17 protein-coding genes and 1 pseudogene are annotated in these 13,665 nt (G+C 62.7%); 9 read left to right on the plus strand and 9 right to left on the minus strand.

Annotation, left to right across the window (positions count from 1 at the left end; genetic code table 11):
• Nucleotides 1-21: 21 nt before the first annotated feature.
• The 4 genes from ACZ5KW_RS10940 to ACZ5KW_RS10955 all read right to left on the minus strand — a co-directional run bounded on the left by ACZ5KW_RS10940 (nucleotide 22) and on the right by ACZ5KW_RS10955 (nucleotide 2,582).
• Nucleotides 22-435 carry a PTS-dependent dihydroxyacetone kinase phosphotransferase subunit DhaM gene (locus ACZ5KW_RS10940; RefSeq protein ID WP_343776323.1) on the minus strand — a complete coding sequence of 138 codons (414 nt, stop codon included), beginning with the start codon at nucleotides 433-435 and terminating at the stop codon, nucleotides 22-24.
• Entirely contained in the window at nucleotides 435-1,151 is a 717-nt protein-coding gene (dhaL, locus tag ACZ5KW_RS10945) for a dihydroxyacetone kinase subunit DhaL (RefSeq protein WP_343776325.1), read from the minus strand. Before dhaL ends, ACZ5KW_RS10940 begins: the two co-directional genes overlap by 1 nt.
• Entirely contained in the window at nucleotides 1,148-2,146 is a 999-nt protein-coding gene (gene dhaK / locus ACZ5KW_RS10950) for a dihydroxyacetone kinase subunit DhaK (protein WP_343776327.1), read from the minus strand. Before dhaK ends, dhaL begins: the two co-directional genes overlap by 4 nt.
• Before the next feature lie 76 nt (nucleotides 2,147-2,222).
• Entirely contained in the window at nucleotides 2,223-2,582 is a 360-nt protein-coding gene (locus tag ACZ5KW_RS10955) for a hypothetical protein (protein WP_343776329.1), read from the minus strand.
• A 357-nt stretch (nucleotides 2,583-2,939) separates the two neighbouring features.
• Between ACZ5KW_RS10955 and ACZ5KW_RS10960 the strand changes: the two genes are divergently transcribed.
• On the plus strand, nucleotides 2,940-3,527 hold the full coding sequence (locus ACZ5KW_RS10960) for a hypothetical protein (RefSeq protein ID WP_343776331.1): 588 nt from the start codon (nucleotides 2,940-2,942) through the stop codon (nucleotides 3,525-3,527).
• A gap of 163 nt (nucleotides 3,528-3,690) precedes the next feature.
• On the opposite strand, the gene ACZ5KW_RS10965 is transcribed toward ACZ5KW_RS10960, so the two are convergent.
• Nucleotides 3,691-4,314: a hypothetical protein gene (locus ACZ5KW_RS10965; protein ID WP_343776333.1), complete on the minus strand. Its 624-nt coding sequence runs from the start codon at nucleotides 4,312-4,314 to the stop codon at nucleotides 3,691-3,693.
• A 234-nt stretch (nucleotides 4,315-4,548) separates the two neighbouring features.
• On the opposite strand from ACZ5KW_RS10965, the gene ACZ5KW_RS10970 reads away from it, so the two are divergent.
• On the plus strand, nucleotides 4,549-4,788 hold the full coding sequence (locus tag ACZ5KW_RS10970; protein WP_343776335.1) for a hypothetical protein: 240 nt from the start codon (nucleotides 4,549-4,551) through the stop codon (nucleotides 4,786-4,788).
• 122 nt (nucleotides 4,789-4,910) lie between these two features.
• Complete coding sequence (locus ACZ5KW_RS10975; RefSeq protein WP_343776337.1) at nucleotides 4,911-5,096, plus strand: DUF7333 family protein; 186 nt, start codon at nucleotides 4,911-4,913, stop codon at nucleotides 5,094-5,096.
• A gap of 473 nt (nucleotides 5,097-5,569) precedes the next feature.
• Here the strand turns inward: ACZ5KW_RS10975 and ACZ5KW_RS10980 are convergent, their stop codons facing one another.
• Both ACZ5KW_RS10980 and ACZ5KW_RS10985 read right to left on the minus strand, forming a co-directional pair.
• The gene (locus ACZ5KW_RS10980; protein WP_343776339.1) at nucleotides 5,570-5,872 is read right to left on the minus strand and encodes a DUF5789 family protein; all 303 of its coding nucleotides are present in this window, start codon (nucleotides 5,870-5,872) and stop codon (nucleotides 5,570-5,572) included.
• Between the two features lie 288 nt (nucleotides 5,873-6,160).
• Nucleotides 6,161-8,002 (minus strand): SLC13 family permease, encoded by a 1,842-nt coding sequence (locus ACZ5KW_RS10985; protein ID WP_343776341.1) that lies wholly within the window; start codon nucleotides 8,000-8,002, stop codon nucleotides 6,161-6,163.
• A gap of 127 nt (nucleotides 8,003-8,129) precedes the next feature.
• On the opposite strand from ACZ5KW_RS10985, the gene ACZ5KW_RS10990 reads away from it, so the two are divergent.
• The 3 genes from ACZ5KW_RS10990 (at nucleotide 8,130) to ACZ5KW_RS11000 (ending at nucleotide 9,319) form a co-directional block, all read left to right on the plus strand.
• A complete protein-coding gene (locus ACZ5KW_RS10990) occupies nucleotides 8,130-8,528 on the plus strand; it encodes a hypothetical protein (protein WP_343776343.1) in 399 nt (132 codons plus the stop codon).
• Between the two features lie 199 nt (nucleotides 8,529-8,727).
• Nucleotides 8,728-9,075, plus strand: coding sequence for a hypothetical protein (locus ACZ5KW_RS10995; protein WP_343776345.1), 348 nt, complete (start codon nucleotides 8,728-8,730; stop codon nucleotides 9,073-9,075).
• A complete protein-coding gene (locus ACZ5KW_RS11000) occupies nucleotides 9,068-9,319 on the plus strand; it encodes a hypothetical protein (RefSeq protein ID WP_343776347.1) in 252 nt (83 codons plus the stop codon). The genes ACZ5KW_RS10995 and ACZ5KW_RS11000 overlap by 8 nt, the downstream gene beginning before the upstream one ends.
• Nucleotides 9,320-10,519: 1,200 nt before the next feature.
• Here ACZ5KW_RS11000 and ACZ5KW_RS11005 read toward each other — a convergent pair.
• Both ACZ5KW_RS11005 and ACZ5KW_RS11010 read right to left on the minus strand, forming a co-directional pair.
• Nucleotides 10,520-10,696, minus strand: a complete 177-nt coding sequence (locus tag ACZ5KW_RS11005; RefSeq protein ID WP_343776349.1) for a hypothetical protein — start codon at nucleotides 10,694-10,696, stop codon at nucleotides 10,520-10,522.
• Nucleotides 10,693-10,980 (minus strand): DNA adenine methylase, encoded by a 288-nt coding sequence (locus ACZ5KW_RS11010; protein WP_343776350.1) that lies wholly within the window; start codon nucleotides 10,978-10,980, stop codon nucleotides 10,693-10,695. The genes ACZ5KW_RS11005 and ACZ5KW_RS11010 overlap by 4 nt, the downstream gene beginning before the upstream one ends.
• Here ACZ5KW_RS11010 and ACZ5KW_RS11015 point away from each other — a divergent pair.
• From ACZ5KW_RS11015 to ACZ5KW_RS11025, 3 genes and pseudogenes are all read left to right on the plus strand, one after another.
• Nucleotides 10,912-11,079 (plus strand): annotated as a pseudogene (locus ACZ5KW_RS11015) (type II toxin-antitoxin system HicB family antitoxin); the annotation flags it as partial. The gene ACZ5KW_RS11010 and the pseudogene ACZ5KW_RS11015 sit on opposite strands and share 69 nt — an antisense overlap.
• 631 nt (nucleotides 11,080-11,710) lie before the next feature.
• Nucleotides 11,711-13,408 carry a sugar-transfer associated ATP-grasp domain-containing protein gene (locus ACZ5KW_RS11020; RefSeq protein WP_343776353.1) on the plus strand — a complete coding sequence of 566 codons (1,698 nt, stop codon included), beginning with the start codon at nucleotides 11,711-11,713 and terminating at the stop codon, nucleotides 13,406-13,408.
• Entirely contained in the window at nucleotides 13,408-13,665 is a 258-nt protein-coding gene (locus tag ACZ5KW_RS11025) for a hypothetical protein (RefSeq protein WP_464388568.1), read from the plus strand. Before ACZ5KW_RS11020 ends, ACZ5KW_RS11025 begins: the two co-directional genes overlap by 1 nt.

The following is a 13,665-nucleotide window of genomic DNA, read 5'->3' on the forward strand; positions in this document are numbered from 1 at the left end:
GACAGAGAGCGTCGCCCCGCCCTACAGCTTCTCGATGTCCCGGGCCGCCTCGGCCTGCTCCCGGACGGAATCGACCGTCGCGGACGGGTCGGTGGCCGCCACCGCCGCGTTGACCGCGCCCTCGAGGACGGGCGCGTCGGCGATCACCGCCTCGGCGTCGCTCAGTTCGACGGCGACGTCGGCGTTCATCACCGCGCTGCCGAGGTCGACGAGGACGACCACGGGGTCGGTCGTCGTCTCCCCGCCGCCGCCGCCCCCGTCGCCGCCGGCCGCGGCGTCGATCGCCGTCTCGATCGCGTCGGGGACGGTGCCGATCCCGCCTTTCCCGTCGCCGCCGACCGGCTCGATGCGGGTGTCGCCCGCCATCTCGGCGGCGATCTCCGCGATCCCCTCGGCCGCCCGCTCGCTGTGTGAGACGACGACGATCCCGACCATCAGGCTCCCTCCGGCTCCGCCTCGTCGGGGTCCTCGTCCGGGATCGTCGGCGAGGAGGCGTCCGTCTCCGGCACGTCGACGCCGAGTCGGTCGGCGGCGACGGCGAGGAGCTCCTCCGCGATGAACAGCGTGCTCGTCGCGCCGGGGTCCTGGTGGCCGACCGAGCGCCAGCCGAGATACGAGGCGCGGCCCTTCCGGGCGCGGAGCGGGACGGTGAACGCGACGCCGCGCTCCGCGGCGTCGACCGCCTTCGCGAGCGCCTCGATCGGGGGGAGGTCGTCGACCTCGATCGACTTCTTGAACGTGTGGACCGCGGGCGTCAGCGCGTCCACCATCGTCTGGTCGCCGACGCGCGCGTCGCCTCTGTCCTCGACTTTCTCTAGGTACGTCTCGGCGAACGCGACCGCGGTTTCGGCCGTGATCCCGTCTTCGAGGTCGCCGGCCGCGAACACGAGCGAGCCGCCGAACAGCGGGCCGGAGGCCCCGCCGACCTCGGCCATCAGCGTCTTGCCGACCGTCTTCGCGACCGTCTCGGCGTCCGGGTCGTCGAGGTCGCTCGCGGCCGCCGCCGCCTCGGCCCAGCCGCGCGCCATGTTCCCGCCGTGGTCGGCGTCGCCGATGGCGGAGTCCAGCTCCGTCAGGTGGTCGCGCTCCGCCTCGATGCGTTCTGCGACGGCCTCGACCGCCGCGACGACCGTCGCGCCGTCCTCGGTCATTGGACGGACATGGCCGGGGTGTCGGCCGGCGCCGCGAACAGCTCCTTCAGCTCCTCGTCGACCGCACACACCGTGATCGACGCGCCCGCCATGTCGAGGGAAGTCATGTAGTCGCCGACCCAGGCGTCGTGCGTTTCGAGGCCGCGTTCGCCGAGCAGCTCCTGAAGCCGGCGGTTGACCACGAACAGCTCCATCTGCGGCGTGGCGCCCATCCCGTTAACGATCGTGAGCACCTCCTGTCCCTCGTCGAGGTCGAGGTCGTCGAGGACCGCCTCGGTCAGTTCGTCCGTGACCTCGTCGGCGCTCATGGTCCCGGTGCGTTCCGTGCCCGGCTCCCCGTGAATCCCGATCCCGAGTTCGATCTCGTCGTCGCCCAGATCGAAGGTGGGCTCGCCCTTCTCGGGGGTGGTACAGGAGGTGAGCGCGGTGCCCATCGTCCCGACGTTGTCGACCACCTTCTCGGCGACGCGTTTCACCTCGGACAGGTCTGCGCCCTGCGCGGCCTTCGCGCCCGCGGCCTTGTGGACGAGGATGGTCCCGCAGACGCCCCGCCGGCCGGAGGTGTACAGCGAGTCCTCGACCGCCACGTCGTCGTCGACCACGACGCTCTCAACTTCGACGCCCTCCATCTCCGCGAGTTCGATGGCGGTCTCGAAGTTCATCACGTCGCCCTCGTAGTTCTTGATGACAGCGAGGACGCCGTCGCCGGCGTCGCAGGCGCCGATCAAGGCTTCGAACTCGTCGGCCGTCGGCGAGGAGAACACGTCGCCCGCCGCCGCGCCGTCTAACATCCCGTCACCGATGTACCCGGCGTGGGTCGGCTCGTGGCCGCTGCCGCCGCCGGTGACGATCCCCACCTTCCCGTCTACCGGCCCGTCGTCGCGGACGAGCACTTGCGTTCCGTCGAGGCGTCGCAGGCGGTCGGGATACGCCGCGGTCATCCCGTCGAGCATCTCGTCGACGACGTCGTCCGGATCGTTGATCAGCTTCTTCATGATCGATCAAACTGACTCGCCCGGACCGGTTAAACGTAGTGGGGGCTTCTGGTCGTCGCTCTCCGTCGCTCGCCGGTCAGTTCGGTTCGACGGTGACGGTCTCGCACTCCGGACAGCGGTAGACCCCGGCGTCGGTCCGGTCGGGCGACGCGAACTGGTGGTCGTTCTGACAGACGCCGCCGGACTCGATGGCGGTCGTCGGGTCGAGGTCCCTCGACTCGCAGGCCGGACAGACGTAGGTCCCGTTCCCGACTTCAGTCGGCGCGGCGAAGTGGTGGCCCTTCAGACAGCGGCCGCCCTCCTCGACGCCGTCCGTGCCCGGCGTGACGTTCTTCGCGTTACAGGTCGGGCAGTAGTAGGTGCCGTCGCCCGCGCGCTTCGGCGACGCGAAGCGGTGCCCGTTCGAACAGGTCCCGCCGTTCTCGAAGAGGTCCATGTCCGGCCCACGGAGAACGGCGTCTAAACTGCTGTGGTCGTCGTCGTTCCGGGATCTCGAAACGAGCGACCCGTGCCCGTCGCGGCCGATCGCGGCGTCTCACAGCGACCGTCGAGAGGTCGGCTCGTCCGACCCTCGAACCGCCCGGGATACGACTCCGTGCCGACGGCCAGTGTCACGCCCTCAGACGTCACGTCGTACCTGCGGCTCTCCGCGAATATACATCTAATGTCCGACATAACCCAGAGAACTATTTCCCCGTCCGAATGCGGAGTGCGTCGTTCCGGCGTCGGCGACGCACAAAGGCGCGTTTGACCCACCACCGTCCTTTTCGAACCGGTACCCCTCGTCCTCGACATGAACAGGCGGACGTATCTCGCGGCGGTGTCCACCGCCAGCGTCGCCGCGGCGGCAGGCTGTAGCGCCGTTTCGGACACGCAGACGATCTCCGAGCCGACCGTGGACGCGGACTCGCCGGGGCGGAAGACGCTCGTCTTCGAGGCGGACGACGGGGAGGTGGGCCACGTCGGCGTGGACGGGACCGTCGACTCCGGCCGGATCGACCTCTCGACCGAGATCTGGCACCGAGAGGGGACGCGCGTCTCGTCGATCAGGCTGAACGTCTGGACCCCCGATCCGGCGACGGGATCGCCCGCGAGAGTCGCGGTCGTCTCTCCGGTCGAGGGGGACAGTTCTCCGCCGCCGTCGATCTCATTGTACACGCCCGATCGCCGGCCCGGCACGGTCGTCGAGATCACGGACTTGGACGACCTCGCGGACGAGACGATCAGCACGCTCGGTCTCGTCGTCATCCCCGCCGCAAGCGAGGACACGGAGTTGCGGATCCGCGCGACCGTCGAACTCACGGGGTCTGGCGTTCTCGGGAGCGACTACACGCTCGACGGGGAGCTTCAGTTGGCGTACCCGGCGCTCGCCGAACGGTAGCTGCGGCCCGGTCGCCGGTTCGGTCGGTGTGGCCGAGGGGTCGTCCGGCTGTGTCGGCGAGTCGTCCGGCTATGTCGGCAAGCCACACGACCGGGCCGATGAGCCGACCGGCGGCGCGTCTCCTCCGGGCGCGGAGCGCTCGCCGCGACCGCCGCTCGGTCACTCAGTTCGAGTCGAACACGGCCGCGAGCGCCGTGCTCGCCCCCTCGTGAACGCTCACCCCGTGCCCGACGAGCACGTGTTCGGGCTCCCACGCGGCGAGCAGCTCCGGAGCCTCCTCGACAGCCGGGTGAAGACCGAGCGTATCGCCCTCGGCTCCGAACGCGGGGAGCGTCCCGAGCGTCTCCGGCACGACGAGCGTCGCCGTCGACCCGTTCCACAGGACGGCCTCCTCCCACTCGTCGGAGCGGGTCAGTTCGCGGACCGCGTAGTCCGTTCCGGCGAGCGTCTCTCCGGTCGCCTCGGCGTCCGCGTCGAGTTTCTCCCGAGTCAGCTCCATCCAGCCCGGCACCGAGACCGCGACGTCGTGTCTGTCCGCCACCGCCGCGGCGTCGCGCGTGTGTCGGTCCTGAAGGACAGCGACACCGGCAACGTCGCCGAGTTCCCCCAGCGCGTCGTCTAACCCGTCTGCGTCGACGGGGTCGATCACCCAGACGCCGGCGTCCGTCGCGAGCGCGTGGCTCGCTCGCTCCGCGTCCTCCTCGGGGTGTGCGATCCAACTGAACCCGCCGCTCCACTCGGTCACCGCACCGATACCCGCGTCGTCCGCGCCGGTCTCGTCAGTCACGTGTCACCGAACAGGGCCGACGACCATACGTCTGTGGGCGGGATCGGGTCGCCTCCTCGCGAACCGGACGACCGAAATCCCTCAGCGACGGGCTCGGTGCGCGCCCGGTCTGGCGTCCCCGCCAGGTGGCGGCTGGGGACTCGGCCGGCCTCCCGAGTCGACAGACGCGGAGCCGTGACGCCTCCGTCCCGCCGGAGCCACTGGTTCCATTCCGGTCGCGGCGGTGGCGATCGCATGGAACTCGCACCCGGCCTGTCCGGACTTCCGCTCGACGTCTCGACGGGCGACCGCGAGATGCGGCTCAACCCGGTCGCCGTCGAGACGCCCCGGGGGCTGCTCCTCCTCGACGTGGGGCTGCCCGAGCGGGCGGACGTGCTCGCCGACGCGCTCGCCGCGTCGCGGACGCTCTGTTTCTACGGTAGATACGTCGACGCCGGGAGCGACCGGCTCGACGAGCTACTCGCCGAGCGGTAGGGAGTCGAGTCGGGGGACGCGCTTCGGCGTCCGGAGACAGCGCCTGGTACGGCCGTTCGCGAATCGGCTCTCCGCGCCTGTGGTTTATCAACGGTTTTGTCCGTCCAGCCACAACGACCGGTATGGAATTCGACTTCCCGCGGTCAGTCGTCCCGCTCGCCGCGATCGTCGCCGTCGCCTCGATCGGGCTCACGAGCGTGATGACGCCCTCGACCGTGTTCATGATGGTCCTGCCCTCGATGATCGTCTTCTCGGTCGTCGCGTTCTTCTTCGGGATGAAACACGGCGAGTTCCGCGCGAGCCCCTAGGCTCCGGTCGGGGGCGCCCACCAGAGGCGCGCAACGCGGCCGAGCGCGACGGTGCCCGCCACGTTGCCCGTGACGCTTACTCGCGGAACGGCCACGGCGAGACACCCACTCGTGCGGACGCGTCTTGCTACCCGGGAACGCGAAGCGCGTGAGTCGGGGGGACGTCGCGACCGGAGCGCTTTCCGACGCGAACGGCTCGGAGGCGTCGACGACGGCTCAGCTGAACAGCGCCCCGTCACCGACCGGCCGAGCGGCCGAGCTGGTCTCCGGAGAGGACGGGAACCCGTCGGATCCCTTCGAGCAGGCTTTGTTGAAATCCTCATTAGTTGATATTTTCATATCCTCAATCGCTCAGTATAGAGGATGCATTCCTCATCAAGGAGTTCCAGTTCGACTCCAAACTGAGGATGTAGAGACTACGTCTTCTTATTTGGAAGCGACCAGCGGGAGGAGGAGATGGTCGGGCGCATTCCCTACCGGTGTATCATTCCCAGTATTCGACTGCGAACGTCATCAGGGGAGTCGAACGTTTGGTCGTCCGTTGAGGCAAGTACTTCTTCGAGAGTTTTCGTCCCGTGTTGGGTTTCGATGCCGTAGTCGCCGTAGGCCTCGACCAATTCGTTCGTCGTGGTCGGATATTCTTCGGCTTCGAGTTCGTTATCAAGTTCACCAAGCCGCTCGTCAGGGTCGCCGGGCATTGCTTTGTCTTCCTGATCGCGGTCACGTGTTTCCTCCCGTTTCCGCTCTGGTTCGCGTCGCTCTTCGTCATCTGGCATATCTCTCCGTAGGCGATGGAACCGGATAACGGTGTGGTCGCTCCCTGATGTGCCCATCTTGAACACGATGAGAATACCCTCGGTGTATTGATGACCGCTGAACGAAGCTCGTCGTAAATCTGCTTTCGCAGAACACCCGAAAATTCGACGCCTCTCCTATCAGAACCAACCAGTAAGCATACATTCCTCTGCGACCAGCTGTTTCAGCTCAGTTTGTGTCTGAAGAATAGGATTTCAACAGAGCCTTCGACCACGAATCGGCCTGATACCCGACCGCCCACACGCCGATTAAAGGCCCCAAAGGACGGTGATCCCGACCGTCGCGACGACGGCGAGCAGCAACTGGAGCGGGCCACCGACCCGAAGGAAGTCGGTGAACCTGTACCCACCGGGGCCGTACACCATGAGGTTCGTCTGGTAGCCGACTGGCGTCATGAACGACGTCGCGGAAGCGAACATCACCGCGAGCAGGAACGCGAACTCGTTCGCGCCCAGTTGGGACGCCGCGTCGACCCCGACCGGAATCATCAACACCGCCGTCGCCACCGGCGTAATGACGCTCGCCAGCACCCCCGAAACGGCGTACAGAACGAACAGCACACCGACGAGCGGGAGGGACCCCTCCGTCGCGACGAGAAAGTTAGAGATGAGGGCCGCGCCTCCGGTCGCCTCGAGCGCGATACCGAGCGGAATGACGCCCGCCAGCAGGAAGATGACGTTCCACGAGACCGCGTCGTACGCGTCCGGGGTGGTCAGACACCCCGTGACGACCATCGCAACGACCCCTATCAACGCGGCGATGACGATCGGGAGGACATCGAGCGCAGCGAGGCCGACGACGCCGGCCAGAATCCCGATCGCGAGCGGCGCCTTCGGAGAGAGCGGCGCGATCTCGTCGACGTCCGCGTCGGCCAGGCGCTCCACGGCGCGCTCGTCGGCGACGAGGAGGTCCCCCGTCTCCGTGAAGTACCGGATGGACGCCGGCGTCGTCCGCACCAGTAGCAGGTCGCCGGCCTGTAGCGTCCGGTCGTCGACGTCCGTTCGGAACAGGTCGCTCCCGCGGCGGATGGCGAGGACGCTGGTCTCGTGATAGTCGTGAAGTCCGGTCTCGGTGACGGTCTCGCCGACGAACGGCGAGTCCTCTAAGACGACCGCCTTCGCTAAGGTGCCCTCCGTGGCAGTCGACTCGAACGTCTCCTCGGTCACTCGCTGTTGTACCCGCTTGTTGAGGGCCGCCTCCTTGCGGAACTGATCGATCGTCTGTAGCGACCCGTGGACGATCAGCGTGTCACCGGCCTCGATGAGGCGGTCGGAGTGCGGACCGGCGTACGCCGCGCCGTCCCGGCGCGCCTGGAGGACGCGGGTGTCCGGATACTCGCGGTCACACTCTTCGACGGAGAGGCCGACGAGGGGCGAATCCGCCCGTACCCGCATGGAGGTCAGGTAGTCGGCGATTTCGAACTCCGCGATCGGGTCGCTGTCCACGGGAACCCGAGCCGGCGTGAGTCGCCACCCGACGGTGAGGAGGTACGCGAGCCCGACCGTCAGGAGGACCAGCCCGAGGCCGCTGAACTCGAACATGCCGATCCCGTCCCGGCCGTCGATGAGGAGGCGAGCGAAGTCGCTGGCGAGGATGTTCGTCGACGTGCCGATGAGCGTGAGCGTCCCGCCGAGGATGGCGGCGTACGACAGCGGCAACAGGAGCTTCGAAGGGCTGAGCTCGGTCGTCTCCGCGAGTTCCGTGACCATCGGAATGAAGACGGCCACGACGGGCGTGTTGTTCACGAATCCCGCGATCGGGCCGGTCGTACAGACGGTCGCGACGAGCGCGCGGAACTCCCTGCCCGCGGTGAAGTCGGCGAGGTAGACCCCGAGCCGTTCGACGACGCCCGTGTTCTGGACGCCGGCGCTGAGCATGTACATCGCGATGATCGTGACCGTTGCGGGGTTCGCGAACCCCGAGATGGCGGCCCGCGGACCCACGCCGGTCCACGGTTCGAGGACGACGAGCGCCGCGACGACGCCGATGGCCGTGACGTCGTTGGGCACCACCTCGGTGACGAACGCGACGAGCACCAGCGCGATGAGAGCGAAGACCACGGTCGCGCCCGTCACCTCGAAAACTGCCATGTCCCTGCCGACTCGGGTCGCGGCCTTGACTGTTGTCCCGCCTCGTTCGGTCACCGACTCGGCGGTCGGCGCGGACGAGCGTCGCGAGCGCTGTCGGATTTACGAATCTGGGGAGAGTACCTTGCTGGTGAGCTACGACCCGGCGACCGTCGGTCGGTACGAGAAGCTCGTCGAGCCGTGGGCGACGGACCGCTACCCCCTCACGCTCGACTATCCGGTCGTGGACGGGCTCAAGTTCGACGCGGCCGACGAGGACGGCCGTCCGTGGGACGTGAAGGGGTCGATGGTGAACGGAGTTCGACCGACGTTCAAGTTCTGGGAGGACCAGCACGAGACGCTCGCGAACGCTGACGGCGGGTATGCGCTCGTGTGGTACCGAGCGGAAGGGAGAGAGATAACTGTCGTGTCGTCGCGGACTGTGAAGGCCCGGGACTTAGAAATCACGAACTGGACGAATCCAGGGGACACGCACTATCGGAGTCACTCTCGGGAGGCGCAAATCAACCCGGGAAGAATCAGGCCGTAATGTACATACTGGCACTGTTGAAATTCTTATGAACTGTGAGGATCGGCGTGCGAGATACAGAGGTTGTGTTCAGCAGAGGCCATGTTCTATTCGAGAAAGCTAGTTTGATGATCTATTTTATATTCTCCTCGTCAATTTTGGGATACAATATTATCCCAAACTATTTGTAGTCTGCTCTCTGGGATACAGGTGGGATACAATGGCAGACAGAAAAAACATCAAAGTCAGTCCGGACACCCACGAGCGACTCAGCGACACAAAACCAGACAACAGCACTTGGGATGGCTTTCTTCATCATTTGCTGGATGCTTATCATGACCCGCGGCCCAGAATCCCGCGCTGGGGTACAACGCTTGAAGAGACGGGATCGTTGAGCCATGACGATCGAGAAGAACTCGCGGAACAGGCCCGAGAACTCCAAGGTCAGGTCAATTTCAAAGAGTTGCTACAGGAGACGGATGATACCTCTGAATCATCGGCAGCCCTAATCGCGGAGTTGACCGCCAACCGTGTCGTCGAGAAGTTAGAGGATAAAACGGATGTCTGACCAGTTTCCGATTCACGAGGATTTGAATGAGCTTGACGGCAGAACTGTCTACAAGTCGAGTAACTGGTGGAAAGCAGTGGTGCTGTATGAGGGATTCAGTGGGCGCAAAATCAGTATTTATCTCTGGAAACAGAAGGAAGGCAGTTGGAAGAGAAAACAGAAGTATGTCATTGAGTCTGAAGACGACTGGGAAGCAGATCAAGAAGCCGTCCAATCCTTAATTGAGGGACTTACAGAGTCATGAGATCGCACATTTCCTTCTTACAGACTATACCCATCCCCATTACGCGTTCTGATACATGTGCGCGCTGTATTCAGCACGTCTTCAACAATATATCTCCGATCGAGGATTTCAACAGAGTCGAATAAGCCTAATTATCCAAGGTGTTATTTCCGACCCAATTTTTCGCCGAGCCCGGCGCTTGGGTTTTTAATGGGGTATCACTCGTCGACCGTCTTGTCGCCGGCTAAAAGCCGGCGGCTGTACGCAATGACATCTGAGACCGCAATTGAGGCGTTTCGAATAGCCATCGTAATTATCGTGGGCGTCTGGGTCCTGCTCCAGACGGTGGCGATCCTTTTCTAGGATCAAGAAGGGGTGCTGTACCCCATTTGGCTTATTCGGCCAAAGTTAGTACAACATCACCAGCATCTGGAGCAACACCCAAGCACCGACGGTTATTACAATGGCTGTTCTGACCAGATCTATCGTTTTATCGACTCTCATAGTTCGTGTCATCGGTTATCCCGACAACAAGTCTGCCGACGAGAGAATTATTGTTAAAAACCCAAGCGCCGGGAAGTCAAAGCGCATCCAATTGAGTATCCATCAGTCTCACAACATAGCCACAATCGATGATGATTCTCTATCCGATTAGGATTCACCTCGTGACGGAAGCCCAATAGACAGTAAAGTCTGTAGAGTCATTTGAGATGGCAACCAACTATTGTCATATTTATATTATTTCTATTTAACTGCCCAATAACCCTGGTGAAGCGGGGTGGTATCTTAGCTATGTGGCCTTAGCCACACCCCTAACCGCCAACCGACCCCTCGGTGTCGGTTCGGTGTCGGCGAGCAGCTCGTCGAGTCCGGATCCGCGCTTGTGTTGCGGTCGAGATCGTCGCGAACCAACCGGTCGAGAGGACCGATCGTGGCGAAAACAGGATCTGGGTAGTGTTGCCACTCACGAGGGGCCGCGCTACCGGAGCGTCTGCCCCTTCCCCCACGCACTCCGCACCGGCCGGATCTTCGGACCCGACGCGTCTCGGTAGTGCGACACCGCCTCTTTCAGTCGCTCCGGATCGCGACCCGCACCGACCCAGTATCGCTTGAGCCGCGTCACCAGCCCTGACTAGGACTCGTCCGCGAGGTTCCCCATTCGGACCCGGAGGTGCGCCTCGCGCTCATCGATGTGGATCCCGTTCGCTTGGCAGAACGCGATCAGTCCGTCCGCCCGCTCGTCGAGCGACGCTTCCCGCTGTTGATGAACCGCTTCTCGTCGCGGTCGAGCACGTACACGTCCTCGAACGTCTCCGGCAGGTCCTCGTACGAGCAGACCCAGTCGTCCTCCAGTCTCGCCATCCCGTCGACGAGCGCTTCGTGGTCGATCGCGTTCACGAGGTAGTAGTCCTCGTAGCCGACGTAGGGCGGTCGCAGTAGAACACGGTGTCCTCGCCGTCGTACTTCGCGAAGACGTCGGCCCAGTCGAGGTTCTCGGCGACCACGTCCCCGGAGCGCTCGGCGAACTCGTCGAGGCGGTCGACCTTGTTCGCGTACGACAGCGCCCGACTCGACACCTTCGAGGTCCCGAACCCGGCCGGGCAGTCGTACCCGGTGTCGCCTCCTTCGGCGACACGAAGGCGGAAGCCCTCCGGATGCTCGCGGAGGCGATCGAACTCCACGAGGGCGGCGGCGAGCCCGTCACCGACGGGGATCTCGAAGAGTGGGACCTCGACGACTCGGAACCCGGCGACGAGGAGCTTCCTGACTTCACGAAGTGAATGGTTCGGACGAGTTTCTCGGACGCGAGATCGCGTCTGTTCTCCACGCTCCGGCTAGGATTGCGTCGGTCGAGTCGAGAGCCACCTGAGGATGCGGTACGAGTTACCGGACACGGACGAGGTTCGCGTGGTAACTGTGCCGATGGCGTCGGAAGACGAGATCCCGACCGGGACGCTCCACTCGATCGCTGACCTGTGCGGCGCCGACGACTTCCACGCGCGAGTGGATCGACGAGCATCGCTGATTCCCGACTTCCCGACTTCTTATACATCCCGTTATCGTGAATCTCTCAATCGGTGATTGGTTTCGGCAGTCGTGTTGAATACGGCGTGAATGAGGTACAAACCGAGGCCGGTCTACGGGAGAGAGTGATCGGTCAGTAAGGGGAGTTCACTTTCTGAAACCGACAGGTGCTCTGAGTGACTACCGGCTTGGCGTCTCGACTAGCATATGGTGTTTTTACTCCAGTAACGATGATTAGGAAGAGATTACTTTAAGTATTCTTACGCTAATTGATAGGTATATAATGTACATCAGGTGCGTTCCCGTGAATGGGCGTGAGAGGACCATATCGCCCCAGAATGAAGAGAGTAATCTGACTATACTTTGCGACATATTCGTAGGGAACTCGTGGATCTAGATCTCAAACAGCATCTCCCGAGTTTGGTGCTTCTGTTCGGGCTTGCTGTCGTAGCAGTGTTTCTCCGGGCCAATTCTGATCTGTTCGTGCCGGTAGCTCGAGATCTCGACTTTGCGTTCCAGCTGATGGTCGCCGGGACGATTATCGCGATCCTTCGGAATGAACTCGGTATGAGCACCTTCGGCGTGTTCGGGCCAGTAATTCTCTCCTTTTCGTGGGTGATTATTGGACCGTTTTGGGGGTTTATCGTTATCGCTTATATCTTCATCATCACGTCACTCGCTCGTGTCGCAATCAGTGACTTGGATCTCGGAACCGCCCACCGTGTGGCGTCACTCCTCGTCGTCGCAGCTATTGGCTTATTTGTAATCGAAGCCGCTGGCCAACTCCAAGATCTCTCATCGCTTCAGGCGATTATTCTATTTCCGGTGGTGTTGACCACTTGGTACGCTGAGCGCTTCGTCGGGAGTCTCACCGAAACCGGGTGGCCGCCTGCGGCACGCCGCCTCGCTGCTACGCTTGTCAGTATCGCTGTAGCGTTCTTTATTATCAGCTACGAGCCACTCGTCGGATTCGTCATCCGTTCTCCGGAGCTGTGGGTCGCACTTGTAGCTATCAACATTTTCCTCGGGACGGCCACTGATACTCGCCTCGGCGAATACCTCCGATTCAGAACGTTACGGCGCTCTCTTGGAGCAAAAAATGCCGGTAATATTCTCACGATGCGCATCAGAAATCGAGAGTTCATCAGCAAATACAACCCCGCGTCGGTCATGTCGACGTTCAATAAAGGCAAGGTAAAGAGAACTCTTCACGGGCTTTCGATTCCCACGCCTGCCACCTATCTCATCGCTGAGGATGAGTCCGATTTCCAGGAACTTCAGACGCTTCTCGAGACACAGGACAAGTTCGCTATTAAGCCGATTGATGGCTCCGGTGGCCGTGACGTACTCGCTGTTCGTGGTCGCGACGAGGAGACCAACGAGTTCCTCACGAACCGTGGGCGGCTAACGGCTGATGAAATCGTGGCCCATACGCGAAATATCTGTGTCGGTGGTGTCAGTGACTATGGCGCTCGGAGAGAGGCCCTCGTCGAGGGGTTCATCACACCTGATGGACTGCTAGCTGACCGAACAACAGGTGGAGTCCCCGACCTTCGAGTCATTACTCTCCTCGGCTTTCCGGTGATGTCGATGGTTCGACTCCCGACCGAGGAGTCCAATGGAACTGCGAATATTCACACGGGCGCTGTCGCCGTCGCTATCGATATTGCAACTGGTGAAGCGTCCGGTGGGTACCAGCAGACCCGCAACGAATTCATTGACTCCCACCCTGATTCGGGAGCCGATCTCGAATTCAGCATTCCCGACTGGGAAGACGTCCTCACGATGGCTTCGCAGGCAGCCATCTCGAGCGGCCTAGGGTTCACTGGCGTGGATATTGTCTTCGATGAGGACGATGGTCCAATGGTGCTTGAAGTGAATCGACGTCCCGGCCTCGGGATCCAGAACGCGAATATGGACGGCTTGCTACACCGCCTTCGCTACGTCGAAGCACACGGTGATCCGGACCAATTCCAATCTGCGTACAACCGCGTGCTCCGCTCGCAAGAATGGGCGAAACAGGACTGGGGGATGGTTGAGCAACTACCTACAGAGCGCAAGACTCCCAGCGAGGTGGGGATCTGATGTCATCGAGAGAAGTCGGTGACAACGCGTGGCCGTACACGCAGCTCACAGCCGCCTTACTGTTCAGTATCCTCCTGTTCATCCCTATTGTCCTCGCAGGACTACCCGGAGTCGCTCGGACGGCGATCACTGGTCTACTCACTCGCGAAGAGGTAATCCTGATCTTCTTTACAGCGATGCCTCTCGTGTTCACTGCCTTCGCTGTGTACCGTGTAGCACAGTTTTACGGAATCTTTGGAGATAGCGATTCAACGTAG

It is taken from the genome of Halorubrum ejinorense (assembly GCF_055389685.1).